Origin of the sequence: Salinarimonas sp. (assembly GCF_040111675.1) — a bacterium.
Classification (GTDB): domain Bacteria; phylum Pseudomonadota; class Alphaproteobacteria; order Rhizobiales; family Beijerinckiaceae; genus Salinarimonas.
In genome coordinates this window covers 5,015,159-5,035,452 of sequence record NZ_CP157794.1, presented here as the reverse complement: position 1 = coordinate 5,035,452, position 20,294 = coordinate 5,015,159, and the positions used below count along the sequence as shown (strand labels likewise).

Sequence of the window (20,294 nt, the reverse complement as noted above, 5' to 3'; positions counted from 1 at the left end):
GCGTAAGGCTAACGATCCTAAGGCTAGGGGGACGCGCGGCTCGGCCGGCCCATCGGGCCCGGTCGCCGGCGATGAGGACACGCGCCGCGACGGCGCGAGGAGAGTGGGGACCCCATGGTGAGAAAAGCCGCGCTCGTCGCCGCTCTGGCGCTTTCCCTGGCCGCCTGCCAGGAGAGCACCGTCTCGTCCAACCGGCACCTGCAGCCGATCCCGCCGCAGACCCTCGCGCTGATGTCCACGAAGGGCATGGACCAGGACGACCCGATCCTGGTCCGCGTGTTCAAGATGGAATCCGAGCTCGAGGTCTGGAAGAAGGCCGAGGACGGCCAGTACGCGCTCCTCAAGACCTACCCGATCTGCCGTTGGTCCGGGCAGCTCGGCCCGAAGATGCGCGAGGGCGACCGGCAGGCGCCGGAGGGCTTCTACGCCGTCTCGCCGGGGCTGATGAACCCGAACTCGAGCTTCTATCTCTCGTTCAACACCGGCTTCCCCAACGCGTTCGACCGCGCTCACGGCCGCACCGGCTCGCACCTGATGGTGCACGGCTCGTGCACCTCGCGCGGCTGCTTCGCCATGACGGACGAGGCCATCGCCGAGGTCTACGCCCTCGCCCGCGAGGCCTTCGAGGGCGGCCAGCGCGCCTTCCAGTTCCAGTCCTATCCGTTCCGGATGACGCCGGAGAACCTCGCCCAGTCCCGCTACGACCCGAACAGCGCCTTCTGGCGCAACCTGAAGGAAGGCTGGGACTATTTCGAGGTCACGCGCCGCGAGCCGCCGGTCGAGGTCTGCGGCGGCCGCTATTCCTTCGGGACGGAGAACTGCACGCCGATCGACGGCACGGTCGCCGCCGCCGTGCGCGCCCGCGCCCTGCAGGACGAGGTCGAGATCGCCCGGCTGATCGAGGCCGGCGAGCCCGCCGTGCGCGTCGTCTACGAGGACGGCGGCGGTCATCCCTCCTTCGGCCTCGCCAACGCCACGACGACGGACGTCTCCAGCGCCACCGCCTTCGCGGCCCTGGACGCCGGTCGGGCGCAGAACGACGATCGGCTCGGCATCGTCAGCCGTCCCGAGGCGCTCGCCGCCGGGCCGCGCCTCGTTCCGGTCGATTCGAACGGCCGGCCGATCGAGCCGGAGGCTCCGGCGACCGCCGTCGCGACGGCGCCCGCGCCGCAGCCGGGCGCACCGGCCGCGACCGCCGCGGCGCCCGCGCCGCAGCCCGGCGAAGCGACCCGCACCGAGCCGTTCTACGCCCGCATGCTCGGCGGCCTGTTCTCGAACCTGCCCTTCGGCGGCGCGCCCGAGCCGGCCGCTCCGGTGAGCGCGCCGACGCCGCCCCAGCGCGGCGCGGCCTTGATCCCTGGCGCGCAGCCGACGGGGCCGGCGACCGGCTATTCCGCACTTCGCTGACCCGAAGCCTGTGCGGGGTTGATCCCCCCGCGAAGCCGCACCACCCTCCCGGGTCGATCGATCCGGGAGGGTTCTTCATGCCGCCACGGCCCGTGCTTCGTCGTATCCGCGCCGCCGCTTTCGGGCTCGCCCTCGCCGCGGGGCCCGCGGCGGCGCTCGACCTGCCGCTGCCGGACCCCGCTGCGCCGCCCACCACCTCCGACGTGCTGGAGGCCACCCTCGCCGAGGCGCTCGCGGTGCGCGGCCGCGACGCCTATCTCGCCCTCGTCACGCAGGAGGCGGAGCGCCACGGCATCCCCGCGGAGCTGGCCGACGCGGTGGTGACGGTCGAGAGCTCCTACGATCCGGGCGCGGCCGGGGCGCTCGACGAGGTGGGGCTGATGCAGGTGCGCCCGGGCACGGCGGCCATGCTCGGCTTCCAGGGTACGACGCGCGCGCTCTACGCGCCGGCGGTGAACGTGCGCTACGGCGTGCGCTACCTCGCCGAGGCCTGGCGGCTCGCCGACGGCGATCTCTGCCGCGCCCTGATGAAGTACCGCGCCGGCCACGGCGAGACGCGCATGAGCGCGCGCTCGGTGGCCTATTGCGTGCGCGCCATCGCGCATCTCAAGCAGATCGGCTCGCCGCTGAGCGAGGCGAAGGTGCCGCAGGCCGTCGCCGTGGCGCAGCGCGGGGGAGGGCGCGCCGCCGACGGCGCGCTCTGGCGGCGCCACCGCGAGCGGCTGCGGGCGATCGAGAGCCGGCTGCCGGCCTCGGCGCTCTCGATCGCGAATTGACCGGCCGGGATGACAGGGGGTGTCATCCCGGATGCCGAAGGCAGTCCGGGACCCAGAACCGCGACCGGTTCCCGAGCGGCGTTCACGCCGCGTCCCTCCGTCTACGATGACGGCATGACCGGGGCGGGACGCGCGCGCTTTCGCGCACGCTGAACATGCGCTGGAGGGTCTGGGTCCCGGACTTGCTTCGCAATCCGGGATGACAGCCCCTCACATGTTCGGGTAGACCGGCCCGCCGCCGCCCTCGGGCGTCACCCACTGGATGTTCTGCGTCGGATCCTTGATGTCGCAGGTCTTGCAGTGGACGCAGTTCTGGGCGTTGATGACGAACTTCGGATCGGTCTTGGCGTCCGGGTCGGAATAGACCACCTCGTAGACGCCCGCCGGGCAGTAGAGCCGCGCCGGCTCGCCGTATTTCGGTAGGTTGTGCTCCACCGGCACCTTGGGGTCGAGCAGCACGAGGTGGCTCGGCTGGTCCTCCTCGTGGTTGGTGTTCGACAGGAACACCGAGGAGAGCTTGTCGAAGGTCAGCACGCCGTCGGGCTTGTCGTAGGTCTTCGGCTTCACCTGGTCGATGGGCTTGAGGCACTCGTGGTCCGGCTTGCCGTGGGGCAGCGTCCCGAACAGCGAGCCCCCCATCAGCTGGTGCGTCCACATGTCGAGCCCGCCGAGCGCCACGCCGACCATGGTGCCGTACTTGGACCACATCGGCTTGACGTTGCGCACGCGGTAGAGGTCCTCGCCGACCCGCGAGCCGCGCCAGGCCTCCTCGTAGCTCTCGACCTCGTCGTTGGCGCGCCCGGCCTGCACCGCCTCGAAGACGTGCTCGGCGCAGAGCATGCCCGACAGGATGGCGTTGTGCGTGCCCTTGATGCGCGGCACGTTGACGAAGCCGCCCGCGTCCCCGACGAGGCAGCCGCCGGGGAAGGAGAGCTTCGGCACCGACTGCCATCCGCCCTCGACGATGGCGCGCGCGCCGTAGGCGAGGCGCTTGGCGCCCTCGAACGTCTCCGCGATCATCGGATGCGTCTTGAAGCGCTGCATCTCGTCGAAGGGCGAGAGGGTCGGGTTCTCGTAGTTGAGGTGCACCACGAAGCCGACGGAAACGAGGTTCTCGCCGTAATGATACAGCCAGGAGCCGCCGCCGGTCCTGTTGTCGAGCGGCCAGCCGAAGGAGTGCTGCACCAGCCCGCGGCGGTGCTTCTCGGGCTGGACCTCCCAGACCTCCTTGATGCCGATGCCGTATTTCTGCGGCTCGCGGCCCGCCGCCAGGTCGAAGCGGGCGATCATCTGCTTGGCGAGATTGCCGCGCGCGCCCTCGGCGAAGATCGTGTACTTGGCGCGCAGCTCCATGCCGCGGGTGTAGTTCGGCCCGGGCTCGCCCTCGCGGGTGATGCCGAGGTCGCCGGTGGCGATGCCGACCACCTTGCCGTCCTCGACCAGCACCTCGGAGGCGGCGAAGCCCGGATAGATCTCGACGCCGAGCGCCTCGGCGCGCGGCGCCAGCCAGCGGCAGACCTTGCCGAGCGAGCCGATGAAATTGCCGTGGTTCCCCATCAGCCCGGGCATGAAGGCGCCCGGCAGGCGCACGCCGCCGGCGGGGCCGAGATAGAGGAACTCGTCCTTGGTCACCTCGGTGTCGAGCGGCCGCTCGGGATCCTCGCGCCAGTCCGGCACCAGCGCGTCGAGGCCCACGGGATCGATCACCGCGCCCGAGAGGATGTGCGCGCCGACCTCGGCGCCCTTCTCCACGAGCACGACGGAGATGTCCGCGCCCGCCTCGGCCGCGCGCTGCTTCAGGCGCATCGCGGTCGCGAGGCCGGCCGGCCCGCCGCCGACGACGACGACGTCGAAATCCATCGACTCGCGCGGGGGCAGGTTCTCGGCGGTCTTCTCGGCGGCGGTCTTCGGGGCGTCGGTCTCGCTCACGCGCTCACTCCCTGGCTCTGACACGGGTCCAGATACGAACCTTTCAACGTCCAAGCAAGTTGCGCGGTCCGACGCTGTCCGAACTGCGACGCTTTATTCCAGAACCCCGACGGCGTCCTCCACCGCCTTCGCCACCGCGCCGGAGCGCACCAGCGCCAAAGCCTGCGCCATCTCGGTCGCGTACCAGCGATCGCCGTCGAGCGCGGGCGGGATCACGGCGCGGATGGCGTCGAGGGCGGCCTGCGTGCCGCGCCCGAGCGGGCGGTCGCGGGCGATCGGCTCGACCAGGGTCAGCGCCTGGGCCGCCATCAGCAGCTCGCAGGCCACGACCTGCTCGGCGTTCTCGACGATGGTGCGGGCCTTGCGGCCGGCCCAGGTCGAGTTCGAGACGTGGTCCTCCGCGTTGCCCTTGCCGGGGATCGAGTCGACCGAGGCCGGCATGGCCAGCGTGCGGTTCTCCATCACCAGCGCCGAGGCGGAGCACTGCACCGTGGCGAAGCCGGTGTTGAGCCCCTTCTTGCCGGCGAGCAGGTTGCGCGGCAGGCCGTAGCTCATGCCGGGATCGATCAGCCGCGCGAGCCGCCGCTCGGAGATCGAGGCCATGTCGGCCATGGCGATGGCGAGGACGTCCATGGCCTGCGCCATGTACTGGCCGTGGAAATGCCCGCCCGAGAGGGAGACGTAGCCGCCCTGGCCGTCGTCGACGATGAGCGGGTTGTCGGTGGCGGAATTCAGCTCCGTCCCGACGAGGCGCTCCACGTAGGCCAGGGCCTCGTCCGCCGGGCCGTGCACCTGCGGGGCGCAGCGCAGGGAATAGACGTCCTGCACGCGCGGGGAGGCCGGCGATCCGGGCGCGCGGCTCTCCTCGGGAAAGACCACGTCGCGCGCCGCCTGCGAGCAGCGGGTCGTGCCGTCGAGGATGCGCAGCACGTTGCGCGCGACCTTCATCTGGCCCGGATGCGGGCGGGCGCGCTGGAGCCGCGGATCGAAGGCCGCCAGCTCGCCGCGCATCGCCTCGAGCGAGAGGCACAGCGCGATGTCGGCCGCCTTGAGCAGGCGGCGCGCGTCGTGCGTCGCCAGCACGGCCAGCGCGAGCGAGGTCGTCGAGCCGTTGATCAGCGCGGAGGCGTCCTTGGCGCCGAGCGTGACGTCGGGCTCGAAGCCCGCGGCGGCGAGGGCCTCGCGCGCGGGCATGCGCCGGCCCCGGAAGATCATCTCCGCCTCGGGAAAGCCGCACACCGCGCCGGCGAGATGCGCCAGCGGCGCGAGGTCGCCGGAGGCGCCCACCGACCCCTTCTGGGGAATGACCGGGTGGAGCCCCGCGTTCAGGCAGGCGAGGAGCCGCTCGACGAGCTCCACCCGCGGGCCGGAATAGTTCGAGGCGAAGGCGTTGGCGCGCGCGAGCATCATCGCGCGGGTGACGTCCTCCGCGAAGGGCTCGCCGATGCCGGTCGCGTGCGCGTAGACCGTCTTCGTCTGGTAGGCCGCCATGTCGGCGATCGCGACGCGCTGGTCCTTGAACAGCCCGACGCCGGTGTTGAACGCGTACATCAGGGGCGCGTCGTCGTGCATCCAGGTCGCGTCGATATAGGCGCGGGTCTCGGCGATGCGCGCGCGCGCCACGTCCGCCAGCCGGGCCTCGGCGAAGGCGCCTGCGGCGTCCGGTCGCGCCACCGCGGCCGTGGCGTCGATGGTGAGGTTGGCGCCGTCGAGCTCGACGATCATCGCTGTGCGTCTCCTGGGAAGATGGCCGGCATTCACGGTTACAGCCGGCAGCGGCTCCTGGCAACGACACGGCGGCGCCCGGAGAAAGCGTCGAGGGATTCGCCGTTGGATTAACCTCCGTTTGAACAATGGTTGTCATCCTGACTTTTGTTCACGCAAATCGACCGTGGCGCAATACCACGTCGAATTCGCGAGGGTTGGCATGAACGACACGTCGCGCCCGGATGGTCCAGACGCGAACCTCCCCATCGACACGGAGGAGGCCACACGCCTGGAGGCTCTGCGCGCGTTGTCGCTGCTGGGCACCCCGCCCTCCGCCGGCTTCGACCGCATCGTCGAGACCGCGCGGGATCTCTTCGGCGCGGCGGCCGCCTACGTGAGCCTGATCGAGGGCGAGCGCGAGTGGCGCAAGGCGCTCGTCGGCGACGTCGCGCGGGAGGCGCGCCGCTGCGACGGCTTCTGCCGGCACACGATCCGCTCCGACGCGGTCCTCGTCGTCGAGGACGCTCTCGACGATCCGCGCTTCGCGTCCCTGCCGATCGTGCGCGAGGGCTATCGGTTCTACGCCGGCGCGCCGCTCGTCGTGGACGGCGCGCGCCTCGGCGCCCTCGCCGTCCTCGATCGCGCGCCCCGCGGGCTCGGCGCCACCGACCGAACTCTCCTGGTGGAGCTCGCCAAAGCCGTCGTCGACGAGATCGAACGCGGCCGCGGTCGGGATGCGTCCACCCTCCAGCCGTCTCGCTTCACGCCCGAAAGACGCTTCCAGGCGCTCGCTGCGGTCAATGCATGCGTGGTCTGGCGCGCGGCGGCCTCGGGCGAGATCACGGAGGCGGCCTTGTCCGGGCCTTTCGCCGCGCGCGCGACCGCGGACCTGCTCGGGCTCGCCTGGCTCGATCTGGTTCATCCCGCGGATCGCCGCCGCCTGTTTCGCCGCGGGCTCGGCGCACGCCGTCGGGGAGCGTCGTTCGAGGAGACGCTGCGCCTGTCCGACGGCGAGGGCCGCTGGCGCTGGACGCAGCTGCGAGTGGTGCCGCTCGTGCGCGAGGACGGCACCCTGGCCGAGTGGATCGGCAAATGCATGGACGTGCACGAGCGCATGCTCGCCGAGGACGCGGGCCGGCGCGAGGCCGAACGGCTGCGCCTCGCCTTGGCCGCGGGGCGCATGTCCACCTGGGAGTACGATCCGGAGACGCGCGCGATCGTTCGCGACGCCGCGTCCGAGGCGATCCTCGGCGTCCCCCGCGACGACCTCGAGGCGGCCCTCGAGCGCATTCATCCGGAAGACCGCCCCTTTCTGGATGCGGCCTACGCGCCGGGCGGGCCCTGCTGCATCGACGCCGTGCGCTACCGTCATCCGGACGGGCGCTGGATGTGGCTCTCCACCCGCGCCCAGGAAATGCGCGACGCGGACGGGCGTCGGCGCGTCGTGGGCGTCACCTTCGACATCACCGAGCGGAAGGAGGCGGAGGAGCGCGCCTGGCGGGCGGCCAACCGCGATTCGCTGACCGGGCTCGAGAACCGCGCCGCGTTCCAGCGCAGCCTCGCCCGCGCCCTCTCCTGCGCGCGGGCGACGGCGGGACGCGTCTCGATCCTCCTCGTCGACGTCGACGACTTCAAGGACGTCAACGACGCGGCCGGGCACGATGCCGGCGACGCGCTCCTGCGCGAGGTCGCGGCGCGCCTCGCGCGGGTCACCGGGAGCGGGCCCCACCTCGCACGGCTCGGCGGCGACGAATTCGCGGTTTTGATCGAAGGCCATGCGGAAGTGGGGGAGAGCCTGGGCTTGGCCCAGGCGATCGAGGCGGGTTTCCGGGCGCCGTTCATGCACGGCGGCCGCAGCCTGGCGTGCCGCGCCAGCATCGGCGTCGCGTGCTTTCCGGATCACGCCGACGACGCCCAGGAACTGATGATGAGCGCCGATCTCGCGCTGTTCTCGGCCAAGGAACAGGGCCGCGGCCGTGCGGCCGTCTATCGCCCGGCGCTGCGCGCCGCCGTCGAGGCGCGCGTCGCGCTCGTCGGCGAGATCCGCGCGGCCCTCGGCGGCGACGCCATCGAGCCCCATTACCAGCCGAAGATCGACCTCGCGACGGGCGCCGTCACCGGCTTCGAGGCGCTGGCGCGCTGGCGTCATCCCGTACGCGGCCTGATCACGCCCGGGGCCTTCGCCGACGCCTTCGAGAACGCCGAGATCGCCCTCGCCATCGGGGAGCGCATGGCCCGCGCCGTCTCGGCGGACCTCGCCGCCTGGCTGGGACAGGGATTCGATCCCGGCACGGTCGCGATCAACCTCTCCGCCGCCGAGTTCGGCCGCGCCGATCTCCCGGACGTGCTGTTCGCCGCGCTGGACGAGGCCGGCGTCCCACGGTGGCGGCTCGGCGTCGAGGTCACGGAGACCGTTTTCCTCGGCAAGCGCGCCGAGGCCGTCGCCGCCACGCTCGCCCGTTTCGCGAGGGCGGGCATGCGCATCGCGCTCGACGATTTCGGCACGGGCTACGCCTCGCTGACGCATCTCAAGCAGTTCCCCGTCGACGACATCAAGATCGACCGCTCCTTCGTGCGCGATCTCGAGCGCGATCCCGGGGATGCGGCGATCGTGGCGGCGGTGATCGGGCTCGGCCGCGCCTTCGGGCTGCGGGTCGTGGCGGAGGGCGTCGAGACCGGCGGGCAGGAGGAGCGCCTGCGCGGCATGGGCTGCGACGAGGGGCAGGGCTTCCGGTTCGGCAAGCCGATGCCGGCGTCGCGCGTGCCGATGTTCTTGCGCGAGCATGGCGCCGCGTCCGCGTCCGCGGGCGCGGGGCGCGTCCTCGCGGTCGGCTGACCGACAGCCTCAGCCGTAGCGGTGCAGCCCGGCGCCGTGACGCTTGAGCCAGGCCTCGGCCTCCGCCGTGTGCGGGCAGAGCCGCTCCGTCAGGCGCCAGAAGCGGGCGGAATGGTTCATCTCCTTCAGGTGCGCGACCTCGTGCGCGGCGAGATAGTCGAGCACGAAGGGCGGCGCGAGGATCAGCCGCCAGGAGAAGGACAGGTGCCCGCGCGAGGAGCACGAGCCCCAGCGGCTCGTCGTATCGCGCAGGGTGAGGCGCCGGGCTGGGATGCCGAGCACGCCCGTATGGCGGGCGACCGACGCGGCGAGATCGGCGCGCGCTTCGCGGGCGAGGAATTCCGCCACCCGCTTGCCGACGAGATCGGCGTCCCCCGGGACCAGGATCGCCGGCTCGCCGGCCGCGTCGAGGCCGGCGCGGGCGGGTCCCCGGCGTCCGCCGGTGGCGACGATCCGGTGCGGCGTCCCGCGCAGCGGCACGATCGCGCCGTCCGCGAAGGCGACGCGGCCGGGCACCCGCGCGAGCCGCGCGGCGATCCAGCCGGAATGGTCGCGGGCGAAACGCTCGGCGGCGGAGAGCGCGGTGCGCTCCGGGATGGTCAGGACCACCGCCCCCGTGGCGCTCGACACGCGCAGGGTGAGCCGGCGGGCCCGCGCGGAGCGCTTCACCGCAACCTCGTAGCGCGCCGATCCGTGCGCCACGCACAGCGTGGCCGGCTCGGGCGCGGCGCGAGGCGCGACGGGCGGGGCGGCGCGGCGGAACAGCGAGAGAACCATGGCCCGTATCATGCGCCGGGTGGCCGATTCGGGGAAGCGCCCGCCGTCACAGGCCTTCCACGAAACCGACGAGACGCGCCTTCGCCTGTGGATCGAGCGCCTCGAAGGCGGCGCGGGCGCGGGCCGCCTCCCCGCCGTGATGGGCGATCGCCTCGACGACGCGTCCCGCGCGGCCGTCGTGCAGGAGGCCCGCGCCGTTGGCCAGCGCCCGCGAGAGGCCCCAGAGCGGGGCCGTGCGCCACTCGGTCGAGGCGATCCCGGGCTCCGTCGCGCCGCCGTCGAGGCCGGGCCCGAGATCGTGGACGAGGAGGTTCGTATAGGCCGCGACCGGCCCGCCGGGCGAGGGCAGCGCCGGCGTGTGGCAGGCGGCGCAGCCCACCTCGGCGAAGAGCGCGGCGCCTTCGGGATCGGGCGCCGACGCCGTCGGCGGCGGGATCGCGGCGAGATAGGCCGCGACGAGGGAGACGATCTCGTCCGTGATCTCGGGGATCTCGGCGTCGCCGCCGTGGGGTGCGGCGCGGCAGGCGGCGTCGGGGCAGTCGCCCTCCGGCGCGGGGCGGTGCGTCGTCGACATGCCGAGATCGGTGGCGAAGGCGATCGCGGTCATGGTCGCGAGGTCGGGCGCGTGCGCCTTGTGGCCGAAGCGGCCGACGAACCGGCCCGAGACGCCGTCGCCGTCGGCATCGTCCGGGTCGGCGGTCGCCGCGAGGACGTCGTCCGGCACGGCTTCCAGCCGCCCGAGCCCGCGCAGGGCCGGCGCGAGCCGCGCGCCGGCACGGGTCTCCTCGCCCAGCGGGCCGCGCGCGAGCGCGTGGGGCGCGTAGCCGCCCTCGCCGACATGCACGAGACCGTCGGGCGCGAAGCCCGGGACGGCGGCGGTCTGGATCTGGACGCCGTAGGCCGGGTCCGGCCGGCCGCCTTCGTCCGAGAGCTTGAGCACCAGCGTCTCATCGAGAACGACGCCGTCGGCGTCGGTCGCGACCGGCCAGCGATCGAGGCCCTCGTGGCAGGAGACGCAGGCGCGGGCGTTGAAGAGCGGGCCCAGCCCGTCGTTCGCCTTCGTCGAGGACGGAGCGGGCACCCAGGCCCGCTCGAACAGGGCCGCGCCGAGCACGCGGGCCATGCGGTCGTCGGCGAGCGCCGGCGGGGCGGCGGCGCAGAGGAGGGCGACGGAGAGGGCGGCCCCGCTATTCCTCGAGCAGATGCTCATAACGCGCGTCCGTGAGCGTCTTCAGGAAGGCGACGAGGGCGTCGATGCGCTGGTCGTCGAGGGCGGGGCCGTGCTCGAGATCCTCCAGCGCGAGCGTGTCGGGGTGCGGCGGCGGGCCGAAGGGCGCGCCGGTCTCGGGGTTGATGCGCCGCGTCTGCGAGCGCGTGTTGTAGGTGTTGTAGAACAGGACCACCGTGCGCAGGTCGGCGAAGACGCCGTTGTGCATGTAGGGGCCGGTGACGGCGACGTTCCGGAGCGTCGGCGTGCGGAAGCGCCCCTGCTGCTCGGGGTCTCCCGCGGCGGCGGGGTTGTCGGCGAGGCCGACATCCGTCGCGAGCTCCGGATGCGCCGGCGTGCCGACATTGTGGTAGCGGTGGTCGGTGAAGGTCTCGCGCGCGTTCCGCAGGCCGCCGTCGCCGAGGTGGCAGAGCGCGCAATTGGTGAATTGCTGCGAGAAGAACAGCACCCGGCCGAGCTCCTCGAAATCGTCCAGCTCCGCCTCGCCCGCGAGCCAGCGGTCGTACTTGGACGAGAACGGCGCGAAGGTCTCGGTGCGCTCGAAGGCGGCGATGGCCTGGGCGACGGCGTTGAAGCCGCGCACGGGCTCGTCGAGGACGCCCGGCGCGAAGAAGGCGTCGAAGGCGGCGGCGTAGGCCGGCTCGGCCCGCACCGCGGCGACGACGGCCGCCTCGTCCGCCATCTGCATCTCGGCGGCGTCGAGGATCGGGCCCTTGGCCTGCTCGACGAGATCCGCCGCGCGCCCGTCGTGGAACATGCCGCCGCGAAAGCCCTCCTCGTCGCGGTGGAAGGCCGGGACCTCCGCCGCGTAGGTCAGCGTCGGGGCGTTGCGCCGGCCCATCGCGGTCTCGTCCGCGCCGAGCGAGACGGCGCCGCCGAGCGCGTCGGCGCGGGGGTCGGCGAAGCCGGTATCCGGGTTGTGGCAGGTGGCGCAGGACTGCGTGCCGCTCGCCGAAAGCCGCGGGTCGAAGAACAGGGCCTCGCCGAGCGCGGCCGGCGAGGCGAAGGCGAGCGCCTCCCCCTCGCCGGGCCGCTCGCCCGCGAGCACGGCCCCGCCGACGCCGACCGCGAGCGCGGCGGCGAGGGCGGGGACGAGGGTCGCGCGCCCGCTCACCGCACCAGCGTCGGGTCGTCCAGGCTGTCCGACCCTTCGACGGTGATGGTGAGGCCGAGATCGGCCACGAGCGCCTCGAGCGCGCGGGCCTGGGCGACGAGGCTCTCGACGCCCGCCTCGAGCGCCGCGTTGCCCTCGGTATTGCCGAGCGCCAGCATCTGGTCGTAGGCCTCGCCGGCCTCGGCGCGGGCCTTGATCGCGCCGAGCGCGTCGCGCGCGCCGTCCATCGCGGTCCTCACCTGCTGCGCCGTGTCGGGCGCCTGCGCCGTCGCGTAGTCGGCGAGGCTCGCGCCGGTGACGATCGAGCCGTCGGTGCGCTCGTAGCGGCCGCCGTAGAGCGCCTGCATGCCGACCTGGTTGTAGTAGTGCGAGTTGTGGGTGTTGTCGGCGAAGCAGTCGTGCTCCTCCTCCGGGTCGTGCAGGAGGAGGCCGAGCTTCATGCGCTCGCCGGCGAGCTCGCCGTAGGACAGCGAGCCGAGGCCGGTGAGGATGGTGGAGAGCCCGTCCTCGGCGCTCTTCTCGGCGATGTCCGTGCGCGCCGCGCCGCCCGCGCCCCAGGCGGCGACCATCTCCTCGAGATCGGCGATCAGCAGGTCGGTCGCGGCGACGAGATAGTCGCGCCGGCGCTCGCAATTCCCGTGCGTGCAGTCCTCGCCCGGCGCGAAGTCGGTCGCCGGACGCTCGCCGGCGCCGGGACCCGTGCCGTTGAGGTCTTGGCCCCAGAGCAGGAACTCGACGGCATGGTAGCCGGTCGAGACGTTGGCCTCGACGCCGTCGGCCTCGTGCAGGGCGCGCAGCAGGTCGGCGTCGATCGTGGAGGCGTCGATGGTCTCGCGCCCGACCCGGATGCTCTCGCTGGCGATCACGTTCGCCGTGTAGAGCGGGTTCTCGTCCGAGTCCTCGCCATACATGTCGGTGGCGACGTAGTCGATCAGCCCCTCGTCGAGGGGCCAGGCGTTGACCTTGCCTTCCCATGCGTCGACCAGCGGATTGCCGAAGCGCAGCCCCTCCGTCTGCTGGTAGGGCACGCGCGCGGCGATCCAGGCCGTGCGGGCGGCGGCCAGGGTCTCCTCGCTCGGATCGGCGAGGAGCTTGTCGACGGCGCCGCGCAGGTCGCGGGCGGAGGCGAGCGCGTCGTCGTACATCGCATGGGCGATGTCGGCATAGGTCTCCACCACCGCCTGGGGCGTCGGCGCGGCCGCGTAGGCCGGGGCCGTCGCGATCAGGCCGGCGAGCGCCGTCGCGGCGGCGAGGGAGCGGGGGAGGCTGCGCACGGGATCTCTCCTTCTGAACCGGGTCCAGTTTGGAACGCCTAAAAAGAATGAGCGTTTTCAAGCACTTGCTACGCCCCTCGCACCGGCGGAGCAACCACGGTGTTCTCCGGATACCACCTCGGAACGGTTCCAGAGGGGGAGGCGCGGCGCGCCTTGCGGAGGCCGGCGGGCGCGGTCTAGGCTCGTCGTTTCCCCAGCGGAAATCGCTCGGGAAGCCGGCGCCGCGAGGCGCCGCAACGAGAAGACGAGAGGGAAACGACCGCATGACCCGCAAGACCGTAGCCGCCGCGGCCCTGGCAGGATGCCTCGCCGCGGGCGCCGCCGGCGCCGCCCCCACGCACCCGCTCGACGGCCTCCAGGCCGCCGAATACGCGCTCGTCAAGCAGATCCTCACGGAGGCCGGTCGCCTTACCGAGGGTTCGCGCTTCCCGCTGATCGAGCTCGACGAGCCGCCGAAGGAGGAGGTTCTTACCTGGTCGGAGGGAGACCCGATCCCGCGCGTGGCCCACGCCTTCGTCAAGGAAGGCGCCGTCACCTACGAGGCGCGCATCGACCTCGCCGCGGGCGAGCTGCTCTCCTGGGAGCGGATCGAGGGGCAGCCGATGCTGCTGTTCGAGGAGTTCCTGGGCGCCATGGAGCTGGCGCTGAGCCATCCGGACTTCCAGTCCGGCCTCGAGAAGCGCGGCCTTTCGCCCGACGACGTGTTCTGCCTGCCGCTGACGGCGGGCAACTTCTTCGAGGGGCCCGAGGCCGGGCAGCGGCTGATGAAGGTGCCCTGCTACGTCAGCCCGACGACCTCGAATTTCTACGCCCGTCCGATCGAGGGTCTGATCGCCGTCGTCGACCTCGGCGAGGGCACGGTGCTCGAGGTGATCGACACGGGCATGCTCGCCGTGCCGGAGGACGGCTGGGGCTACACCGAGCCCGAGATCGAGGAGCGCTACGGGCTGCGCGTGAAGGCGAACCCGGTGGAGCTGACCCAGCCCGGCGGGGCCAATTTCGGCGGCGACGACGGCCTGATCGAATGGGACATGTGGCGCTTCCGGCTGCGCGTCGACAAGCGCCCGGGCCCGGTGCTCAGCATGATCGAGGCCAGGGACGGGGAGGAATGGCGTTCGGTGCTCTACCAGGCGCACCTCTCCGAGGTTTTCGTGCCCTACATGGACCCGGACGTCGGCTGGTACTGGCGCACCTACATGGACAGCGGCGAGTACGGCTTCGGCATCTTCCTCTCGCCGCTGCGCGCCGGCGTCGATTGCCCGCGCCACGCCGATTTCCGCCCGGTCCTCGTCCACGACGACATGGGCGATCCGCTCGAGATCCCGGACGCGATCTGCGTGTTCGAGCGCTCGATCGGCGACCCCGCCTGGCGGCATTTCGAGATCTTCGCGCAGGGGCCCGATACGTTCGTGCCCGCGGAAGGACGACCGGCGCGCGAGCTCGTGGTGCGCACGGCCTCCGAGGTCGGCAATTACGACTACCTCGTCGACTATGTGTTCAAGACGGACGGCAACATCGAGATCCAGGTCGGCTCGACCGGGCTCGACGCCGTCAAGGGCGCCGTCTCGCGCTCGATGGACGACCCCACCGCGGCCGAGGAGACCCGCTACGGCACGCTGATCGCCCCGCAGATCGTCGCGCCCAACCACGACCATTATTTCAACTTCCGGCTCGATTTCGACATCGACGGGCGCGAGAACAGCTTCATGCGCACGCGCCTCGTGCCCGGCACGCCGGAGGAGACCGCCGAGCGGCGCTCGTTCTGGGTGACGCGCATGGAGATGCCGAAGACGGAGGACGAGGCGACCTACCGCGTCGATCCGGCGAACCCGGCCATGTATCACGTGACGAACACGAACGTGCGCAGCGGCCTGGGCCACATGCCCGGCTACATGATCGTGCCGGAGAACTCGGTGGCGTACTCGCCCTTCGACCCGGAGGATCCGCCGATCGCGCGCAACCCCTACGTCCTGCACACCTTCCAGGTGACGCCGCAGGACCCGCGCCAGCGCTACGCCGGCGGGCGCTTCGCGCTGGCCTCCACGGGCGAGGACACCCTCGCCGACTGGGCCGCGGCCGGACGCTCGATCGACGATACGGACGTCGTCGTCTGGTACACGATGGGCTTCCATCACGTGCCGCGCATGGAGGACTGGCCGGTGATGCCGACCATGTGGAAGCGCTTCTCGCTCAAGCCCTTCAACTTCTTCGACCGCAACCCCTCGATCACCGAGCGGCTGCCCGAGGAGCCGAGCTGAGGAACGCTCGCGCGGTCTGCGGCCGTTCGGCCGCGGACCGCCATGGCGCGCGTCGAGCTAGCGCGCGTCGCTGCGGCCGGCGCCGAGGATGGCGCCCGGATTGCCGTCGTGGCGCTTCTGCACCAGCACCACGTGGAAGTCGCCGTGGCCGGCCAGCGCGTGGCGGAAGCGCGCCTCCGCGCCGGTCCAGTCGCCGATCTTGACCATGCCGCGCACGATGTTGGCGTAATGCGCGTGGCGGCCGGTATTCTCGCCGCGGGCGATGGCGACCTCCTCCTCGCGATCGACCGCGAGGAGCCAGACCTCGGCGGGCGCCTCCGCTCCCGCGCCGACGCGGATGCTCGCCTCGCCGCCGGCGACGTCGACGGACACGGCGACCGGCAGGCGCTCGTCGTCGGCGCGCGCCTCCTCGAGCGCGTCGGCGACCTCCTCCGGCTTCGACCCGACACAGGCGATGGCGCCGTTCACCACCATCTGCGGCGTGAACACCTTGCCGTCGCCGCGCGCCTCGGCGTAGCCCCGCTGGCGGGCGCTGTGGGCGGGATCGGCGAGGGTGTCGGCCCAGCCGAGATAGTCCCAGTAATCGACGGGCAGGGTGAGGGCGAGGATGTCGGGATTGCGCGCCATCTCGACGAGCTTCGCGTCCGCCGGCGGGCAGGACGCACAGCCTTGGCTGGTGAACAGCTCGACCACCGCCTTGGGCGCGGCGTTCTCGCCGCCCTCGGCGCGCACGCCGCCCGCCGCCGCGAGGGCGGCCGGGAGCGCGACGAGCGCGAGGGCGAGGACGGAGCGGGCCGAGTTCATGCCGGCTTTAAAGCACGCGCGCCGTTAACGGGGAACTCACGTTGCCTTGAGCAGGCCCGTGATCGGCTCAGCGCGTCCGGCCCGGCACGGGGCGCCAGCGGCGGTGCTGCCAGAGCCATTGCTCGGGATGCTCGCGTACCCAGCCCTCGACGACGGAGGTCATGGCCTGCATGGCGCCCTGCACGTCGATCTCGCCGGTCTCGTCCCGCGGCAGGTCGAGGGGCGGGGTGAGCTCGAGCCGGAAGCGCCCGCCCGGCAGGCGGACGACGCGCACCCCGTGGACGGGGCAGTCGAAGCGCCGTGCGAACTTGCCGAGGATCGGGTTCGCCTTCGCCGGCATCCCGAAGAAGGTCACGTCGACGCCGCGGGTGAAGTGCTGGTCGACCAGCATGCCGAGATGGCCGCCGCGGTCGAGCACGCCCGCCATGGCGAAGGCCGCGCCCTGGCGCGCGGCCTCGAGCCCGCCCATGGTCTGCGAGCGCACCTCCATCACGGCGCGCGCCACCGCGGCCGTGTTCGGGGCGCGGAAGACGGCGGTGGCGGCGAGGCCGTAGCGATGGGCGCAGATCGCCGGCAGCTCCCAGTTGGCGAGATGCGCGGAGAAGATGATGCCCGGACGGCCGTCGTCGCGCAGCGCCTCGAAATAGGGGATGCCCTCCACCTCGATGCGGCCGGCGCCGGGGTTCTCCGGGTCGAAGTCGAAGATCGTGTCCAGATGGGCGTATTCCGCCGCGGTGCGCCCGAGATTGTCCCAGGCGCCGCGGACGATGGCGCGATGCTCGGCCTCCGACTTCTCGGGGAATGCGGCGGCGACGTTCGCCATCGCGGTGCGGTGGGCGGGGACGAGGGGGCCGAGCGTGCGCGTGAGCGCCGCGCCGACGCGCGCCGCGCGATCCGGCCCGAGCCGGCGCGACAGGCCGAACACCGCGCGCACGACCGCGACGCTCGCGGCTTCCAGGACGCGCCCGGAGAGCCGAGCCAGACGGAGACGAAAACCGGACACGCGGACGCCTGAGACCTTCTTGGAGAACGGGAGGGAGGGCGCGCGTGTGTGGCCGATCGCGCCGCCGGGGTCAAGCGCGGCCGCGCCGGCTCAGAGCGTGACCACCACCTTGCCGAAGACCCTGCGGCCCTCGAGCCGCTCGAGCCCCTGCTGGAAGTCCGCCAGCGGGAAGGTCGCGTCGATCACCGGGTTCATGCCCGCCGCCATCTTCTCCAGCGACTGGGCGATGTTCTTCATCGAGCAGCCGAAGGAGCCGAAGATGCGGTATTGCTGCTGGAACAGCTGCATCAGGTTCATCGTGGTCGAGACGCCGGAGGTCGAGCCGCAGGTGACGAGGCGCCCGCCGCGCTTGAGGCACAGAAGCGAGCCGTTCCAGGTGTCGGCGCCCACGTGCTCGAACACGACGTCGACGCCCTTGCGGCGGGTGAGGCGGCGGACCTCGCCCTCGAAGCGCTCGGTCTTGTAGTTGATCACGTGGTCGGCGCCGAGCGCCTTCGCCTTCTCGCCCTTCTCGTCGTCGCCGACCGTCGTGTAGACCGTGCAGCCGATGGCCTTGGCCATCTTGATCGCGGCGGTGCCGATGCCCGAGCCGCCGGCATGGACGAGGATCGATTCGCCGGGCTCGAGCTTGGCATTGTCGAACAGCATGTGCTGCACCGTGCCGAAGCCGATGGCGGCGCAGGCGGCGTCCTCGTACGGCACGCCCTTCGGCACGGGGACGAGCAGCCGCTCGGGGCGATTGAGCAGCTCGCGGGCCATGCCGTCGACGTGGAAGCCCATGATGCCGGCGACGTTCTCGCAGAGATTGTCGCGCCCCTCGCGGCAGGCGCGGCACTCGCCGCAGGTGTCGGCGCCGTACATCACCACCGGGTCGCCCGCCTGGAAACGGCTGACGCCCTCGCCGACGGCGACGACCTCGCCCGCGCCCTCGACGCCCGCCACCTGCGGGAGCTTGCGCTTGGCGAAGGCCATGCCGCGGAAGCCCCAGACGTCGAGGAAGTTCAGCGCCACCGCCTTGACCCGCACCTGCACCTCGCCCGGGGCGGGCGGGGCCGGATCGTCGAGGGTCTCGAGCCGCAGGTCGCGGTCGCCGTGGAGACGCAGGGCGCGCATGGTTCTCTCGCGGTTGGACGGGGAGAGGGGGTTCGGCCCGCGGCTTAGCGGGTGGGGGCGGGGATGACAAGCCGGGAGGTGGTGCGGCCGAGACGGCCCGAAACGCGAAAAGCCGCCTCGCGGCGGCTTCCTGCGGACACCCTCGGAGAGGGAAACTGGAGCGGGCGAAGGGATTCGAACCCTCGACCCCAACCTTGGCAAGGTTGTGCTCTACCCCTGAGCTACACCCGCTCGCTCCGGACCGCGGGGCGACGCCCGCTGTCGAGGCCGGTGATATGAACCAGCCGAAAACGGATTGCAAGCGGAAAATTTCGGGCCGTCCGCACCCGGTCGCGACGCCGCCGAATGCACGGGACGGCGGTCCTCTCCCGCCCTTCGTCCGCCCTTGAGCGCGGCGCGCGCCTCGCCTAGAACGCCCCCATGAGCACGCCCGACGCCCCCCTCGATCCGCAAGCCCTGTTCGCCCTCCTCGACCGGCACGGCGTCCCCTACCGGACCGTGGAGCACGAGGCGGTGTTCACCGTCGCGCAGTCCCAGGCGATCGAGCGCGACCTGCCGGGCGGGCACACGAAGAACCTCTTCCTCAAGGACAAGAAGGGGCAGATCTTCCTCGTCACCGCCGAGGCGCATGCGAGGATCGACCTGAAGAAGCTGCACGTGCCGCTCGGCGCGGCGAGCCGGCTGTCCTTCGGCTCGGCGGAGCTGCTCGGCGAGGTGCTCGGCGTCGAGCCGGGGTCGGTGACGCCGCTGGCCTTGGCCAACGACCGCACGGGCCGTGTGCGCTTCTTCCTCGACCGCACGCTCACCGGGTTCGACACGATCAACGTCCACCCGCTCGTCAATACCATGACGACGGCGATCCCGCGGGACGCGCTCGTCGCCTTCCTCGCGGCGATCGACCACCCCCCGACGGTGGTCGACCTGCCCGAGCCGCCGGCGGAGACCTGACGTTCGGGCACGGGCGACCTGCGCATCCGGGGAACCCCCCTGGCGCGCCGGGCGACCCGACCCCATCTTGAGGCCGACAAAACGACGCAGGCGGGTCGCCGGACGGCGCCGCCGCCGCGAGAGAACCGGAGCCGAACCGACATGCTCGCAGACGGATCGAACCTGCAAGGCGGCCCCCAGGGCGGCGCGCCCGCCGACCTGATCAAGGACACGACCACGGCGACGTTCCGCCAGGACGTGATCGCCGCCTCGATGACGACGCCGGTGCTCGTCGACTTCTGGGCGCCCTGGTGCGGGCCCTGCAAGCAGCTGACGCCCGTCATCGAGAAGGTGGTGCGCGAGGCCAAGGGCAAGGTGAAGCTCGTCAAGATGAACATCGACGAGCATCCCTCGATCGCCGGCCAGCTCGGCATCCAGTCGATCCCCGCTGTGATCGCCTTCGTCCAGGGCCAGCCGGTGGACGGCTTCATGGGCGCCCAGCCCGAGGCGCAGATCAAGGCCTTCATCGACAAGCTCGGCGGCGCGGCCGGTCCCTCGCCCGTCGAGCAGGCGCTCGAGGAGGCCGCGACCCGCGCCGGCAAGGGCGACGCCCAGGGCGCGGCCGAGCTCTACGCCGCCGTGCTCCAGCGCGAGCCCGACAACATGGTCGCGCTCGGCGGCATGGCGAAGCTGCACGTCGACATCGGCGATCTCGAAGGCGCCAAGCGCATGCTCGACATGGCCCCGCCGGAAAAGGCGGACGATCCGGCGCTCGCCCCCGCCCGCAAGGCGATCGAGCTCGCCGAGCAGGCCGCCGCCCTCGGCGACGTCGCCGAGCTCGAGCGCAAGGTCGCCGAGAACGCGGACGACCATCAGGCCCGCTTCGACCTGGCCCTCGCCCTCAACGCGCGCAACGAACGCGTCGCCGCCGCCGAGCAGCTGGTTGAAATCGTCCGCCGGGACCGTAGTTGGAACGAGGACGGGGCCCGCAAGCAGCTCGTGGAGTTCTTCGAGGCGTGGGGTCCCAAGGACGAGGCCACAATGGTGGGCCGTCGCCGGCTCTCGTCGGTCCTGTTCCGCTGATGCGGCGGGGCCGCAGCGAGCCGGCCCGCGTCGCACCGCACGAACTGGCGGGGTTTTC

General features: G+C 72.3%; 15 protein-coding genes and 1 tRNA gene. 6 read left to right on the top strand and 10 right to left on the bottom strand.

Going from position 1 to position 20,294, the window contains the following annotated elements; translation table 11 throughout:
- The first annotated feature begins 114 nt into the window (after positions 1 to 114).
- Positions 115 to 1,407: a murein L,D-transpeptidase family protein gene (locus tag ABL310_RS23350; RefSeq protein WP_349369387.1), complete on the top strand. Its 1,293-nt coding sequence runs from the start codon at positions 115 to 117 to the stop codon at positions 1,405 to 1,407.
- 77 nt (positions 1,408 to 1,484) lie between these two features.
- Positions 1,485 to 2,183, top strand: a complete 699-nt coding sequence (locus ABL310_RS23345; protein ID WP_349369386.1) for a transglycosylase SLT domain-containing protein — start codon at positions 1,485 to 1,487, stop codon at positions 2,181 to 2,183.
- Positions 2,184 to 2,393: 210 nt separating this feature from the next.
- Here ABL310_RS23345 and ABL310_RS23340 read toward each other — a convergent pair whose 3' ends face one another.
- Together ABL310_RS23340 and ABL310_RS23335 are read right to left on the bottom strand one after the other, a co-directional pair.
- The gene (locus ABL310_RS23340; protein ID WP_349372111.1) at positions 2,394 to 4,043 is read right to left on the bottom strand and encodes an electron transfer flavoprotein-ubiquinone oxidoreductase; all 1,650 of its coding nucleotides are present in this window, start codon (positions 4,041 to 4,043) and stop codon (positions 2,394 to 2,396) included.
- Between the two features lie 162 nt (positions 4,044 to 4,205).
- Positions 4,206 to 5,837, bottom strand: a complete 1,632-nt coding sequence (locus ABL310_RS23335; RefSeq protein ID WP_349369385.1) for an aromatic amino acid ammonia-lyase — start codon at positions 5,835 to 5,837, stop codon at positions 4,206 to 4,208.
- A 121-nt stretch (positions 5,838 to 5,958) separates the two neighbouring features.
- Between ABL310_RS23335 and ABL310_RS23330 the strand changes: the two genes are divergently transcribed.
- Positions 5,959 to 8,655, top strand: a complete 2,697-nt coding sequence (locus ABL310_RS23330) for an EAL domain-containing protein (RefSeq protein ID WP_349369384.1) — start codon at positions 5,959 to 5,961, stop codon at positions 8,653 to 8,655.
- A gap of 9 nt (positions 8,656 to 8,664) precedes the next feature.
- Here the strand turns inward: ABL310_RS23330 and ABL310_RS23325 are convergent, their stop codons facing one another.
- From ABL310_RS23325 to ABL310_RS23310, 4 genes are read right to left on the bottom strand one after another with little or no spacing between them, the layout of a single operon-like run.
- Complete coding sequence (locus tag ABL310_RS23325; protein ID WP_349369383.1) at positions 8,665 to 9,432, bottom strand: SprT family zinc-dependent metalloprotease; 768 nt, start codon at positions 9,430 to 9,432, stop codon at positions 8,665 to 8,667.
- Between the two features lie 46 nt (positions 9,433 to 9,478).
- Positions 9,479 to 10,642: a di-heme oxidoredictase family protein gene (locus tag ABL310_RS23320; RefSeq protein WP_349369382.1), complete on the bottom strand. Its 1,164-nt coding sequence runs from the start codon at positions 10,640 to 10,642 to the stop codon at positions 9,479 to 9,481.
- The gene (locus ABL310_RS23315; RefSeq protein ID WP_349369381.1) at positions 10,620 to 11,774 is read right to left on the bottom strand and encodes a cytochrome c peroxidase; all 1,155 of its coding nucleotides are present in this window, start codon (positions 11,772 to 11,774) and stop codon (positions 10,620 to 10,622) included. The genes ABL310_RS23320 and ABL310_RS23315 overlap by 23 nt, the downstream gene beginning before the upstream one ends.
- Positions 11,771 to 13,048, bottom strand: coding sequence for an imelysin family protein (locus ABL310_RS23310; protein WP_349369380.1), 1,278 nt, complete (start codon positions 13,046 to 13,048; stop codon positions 11,771 to 11,773). The genes ABL310_RS23315 and ABL310_RS23310 overlap by 4 nt, the downstream gene beginning before the upstream one ends.
- Before the next feature lie 263 nt (positions 13,049 to 13,311).
- Between ABL310_RS23310 and ABL310_RS23305 the strand changes: the two genes are divergently transcribed.
- Positions 13,312 to 15,306 carry a tyramine oxidase gene (locus ABL310_RS23305; RefSeq protein ID WP_349369379.1) on the top strand — a complete coding sequence of 665 codons (1,995 nt, stop codon included), beginning with the start codon at positions 13,312 to 13,314 and terminating at the stop codon, positions 15,304 to 15,306.
- A gap of 57 nt (positions 15,307 to 15,363) precedes the next feature.
- Here ABL310_RS23305 and ABL310_RS23300 read toward each other — a convergent pair whose 3' ends face one another.
- The 4 genes from ABL310_RS23300 to ABL310_RS23285 all read right to left on the bottom strand — a co-directional run bounded on the left by ABL310_RS23300 (position 15,364) and on the right by ABL310_RS23285 (position 18,457).
- Positions 15,364 to 16,110: a DUF1223 domain-containing protein gene (locus ABL310_RS23300; RefSeq protein WP_349369378.1), complete on the bottom strand. Its 747-nt coding sequence runs from the start codon at positions 16,108 to 16,110 to the stop codon at positions 15,364 to 15,366.
- 67 nt (positions 16,111 to 16,177) lie between these two features.
- On the bottom strand, positions 16,178 to 17,113 hold the full coding sequence (locus ABL310_RS23295; protein WP_349369377.1) for a lipid A biosynthesis lauroyl acyltransferase: 936 nt from the start codon (positions 17,111 to 17,113) through the stop codon (positions 16,178 to 16,180).
- 90 nt (positions 17,114 to 17,203) lie between these two features.
- Positions 17,204 to 18,226 (bottom strand): zinc-binding dehydrogenase, encoded by a 1,023-nt coding sequence (locus tag ABL310_RS23290; RefSeq protein ID WP_349369376.1) that lies wholly within the window; start codon positions 18,224 to 18,226, stop codon positions 17,204 to 17,206.
- 156 nt (positions 18,227 to 18,382) lie between these two features.
- Positions 18,383 to 18,457, bottom strand: a tRNA-Gly gene (locus tag ABL310_RS23285).
- Positions 18,458 to 18,646: 189 nt separating this feature from the next.
- Between ABL310_RS23285 and ABL310_RS23280 the strand changes: the two genes are divergently transcribed.
- Both ABL310_RS23280 and trxA read left to right on the top strand, forming a co-directional pair.
- Complete coding sequence (locus tag ABL310_RS23280; protein ID WP_349369375.1) at positions 18,647 to 19,174, top strand: prolyl-tRNA synthetase associated domain-containing protein; 528 nt, start codon at positions 18,647 to 18,649, stop codon at positions 19,172 to 19,174.
- A gap of 141 nt (positions 19,175 to 19,315) precedes the next feature.
- Positions 19,316 to 20,236, top strand: a complete 921-nt coding sequence (trxA, locus tag ABL310_RS23275) for a thioredoxin (RefSeq protein WP_349369374.1) — start codon at positions 19,316 to 19,318, stop codon at positions 20,234 to 20,236.
- The last annotated feature ends 58 nt before the right edge of the window (positions 20,237 to 20,294 follow it).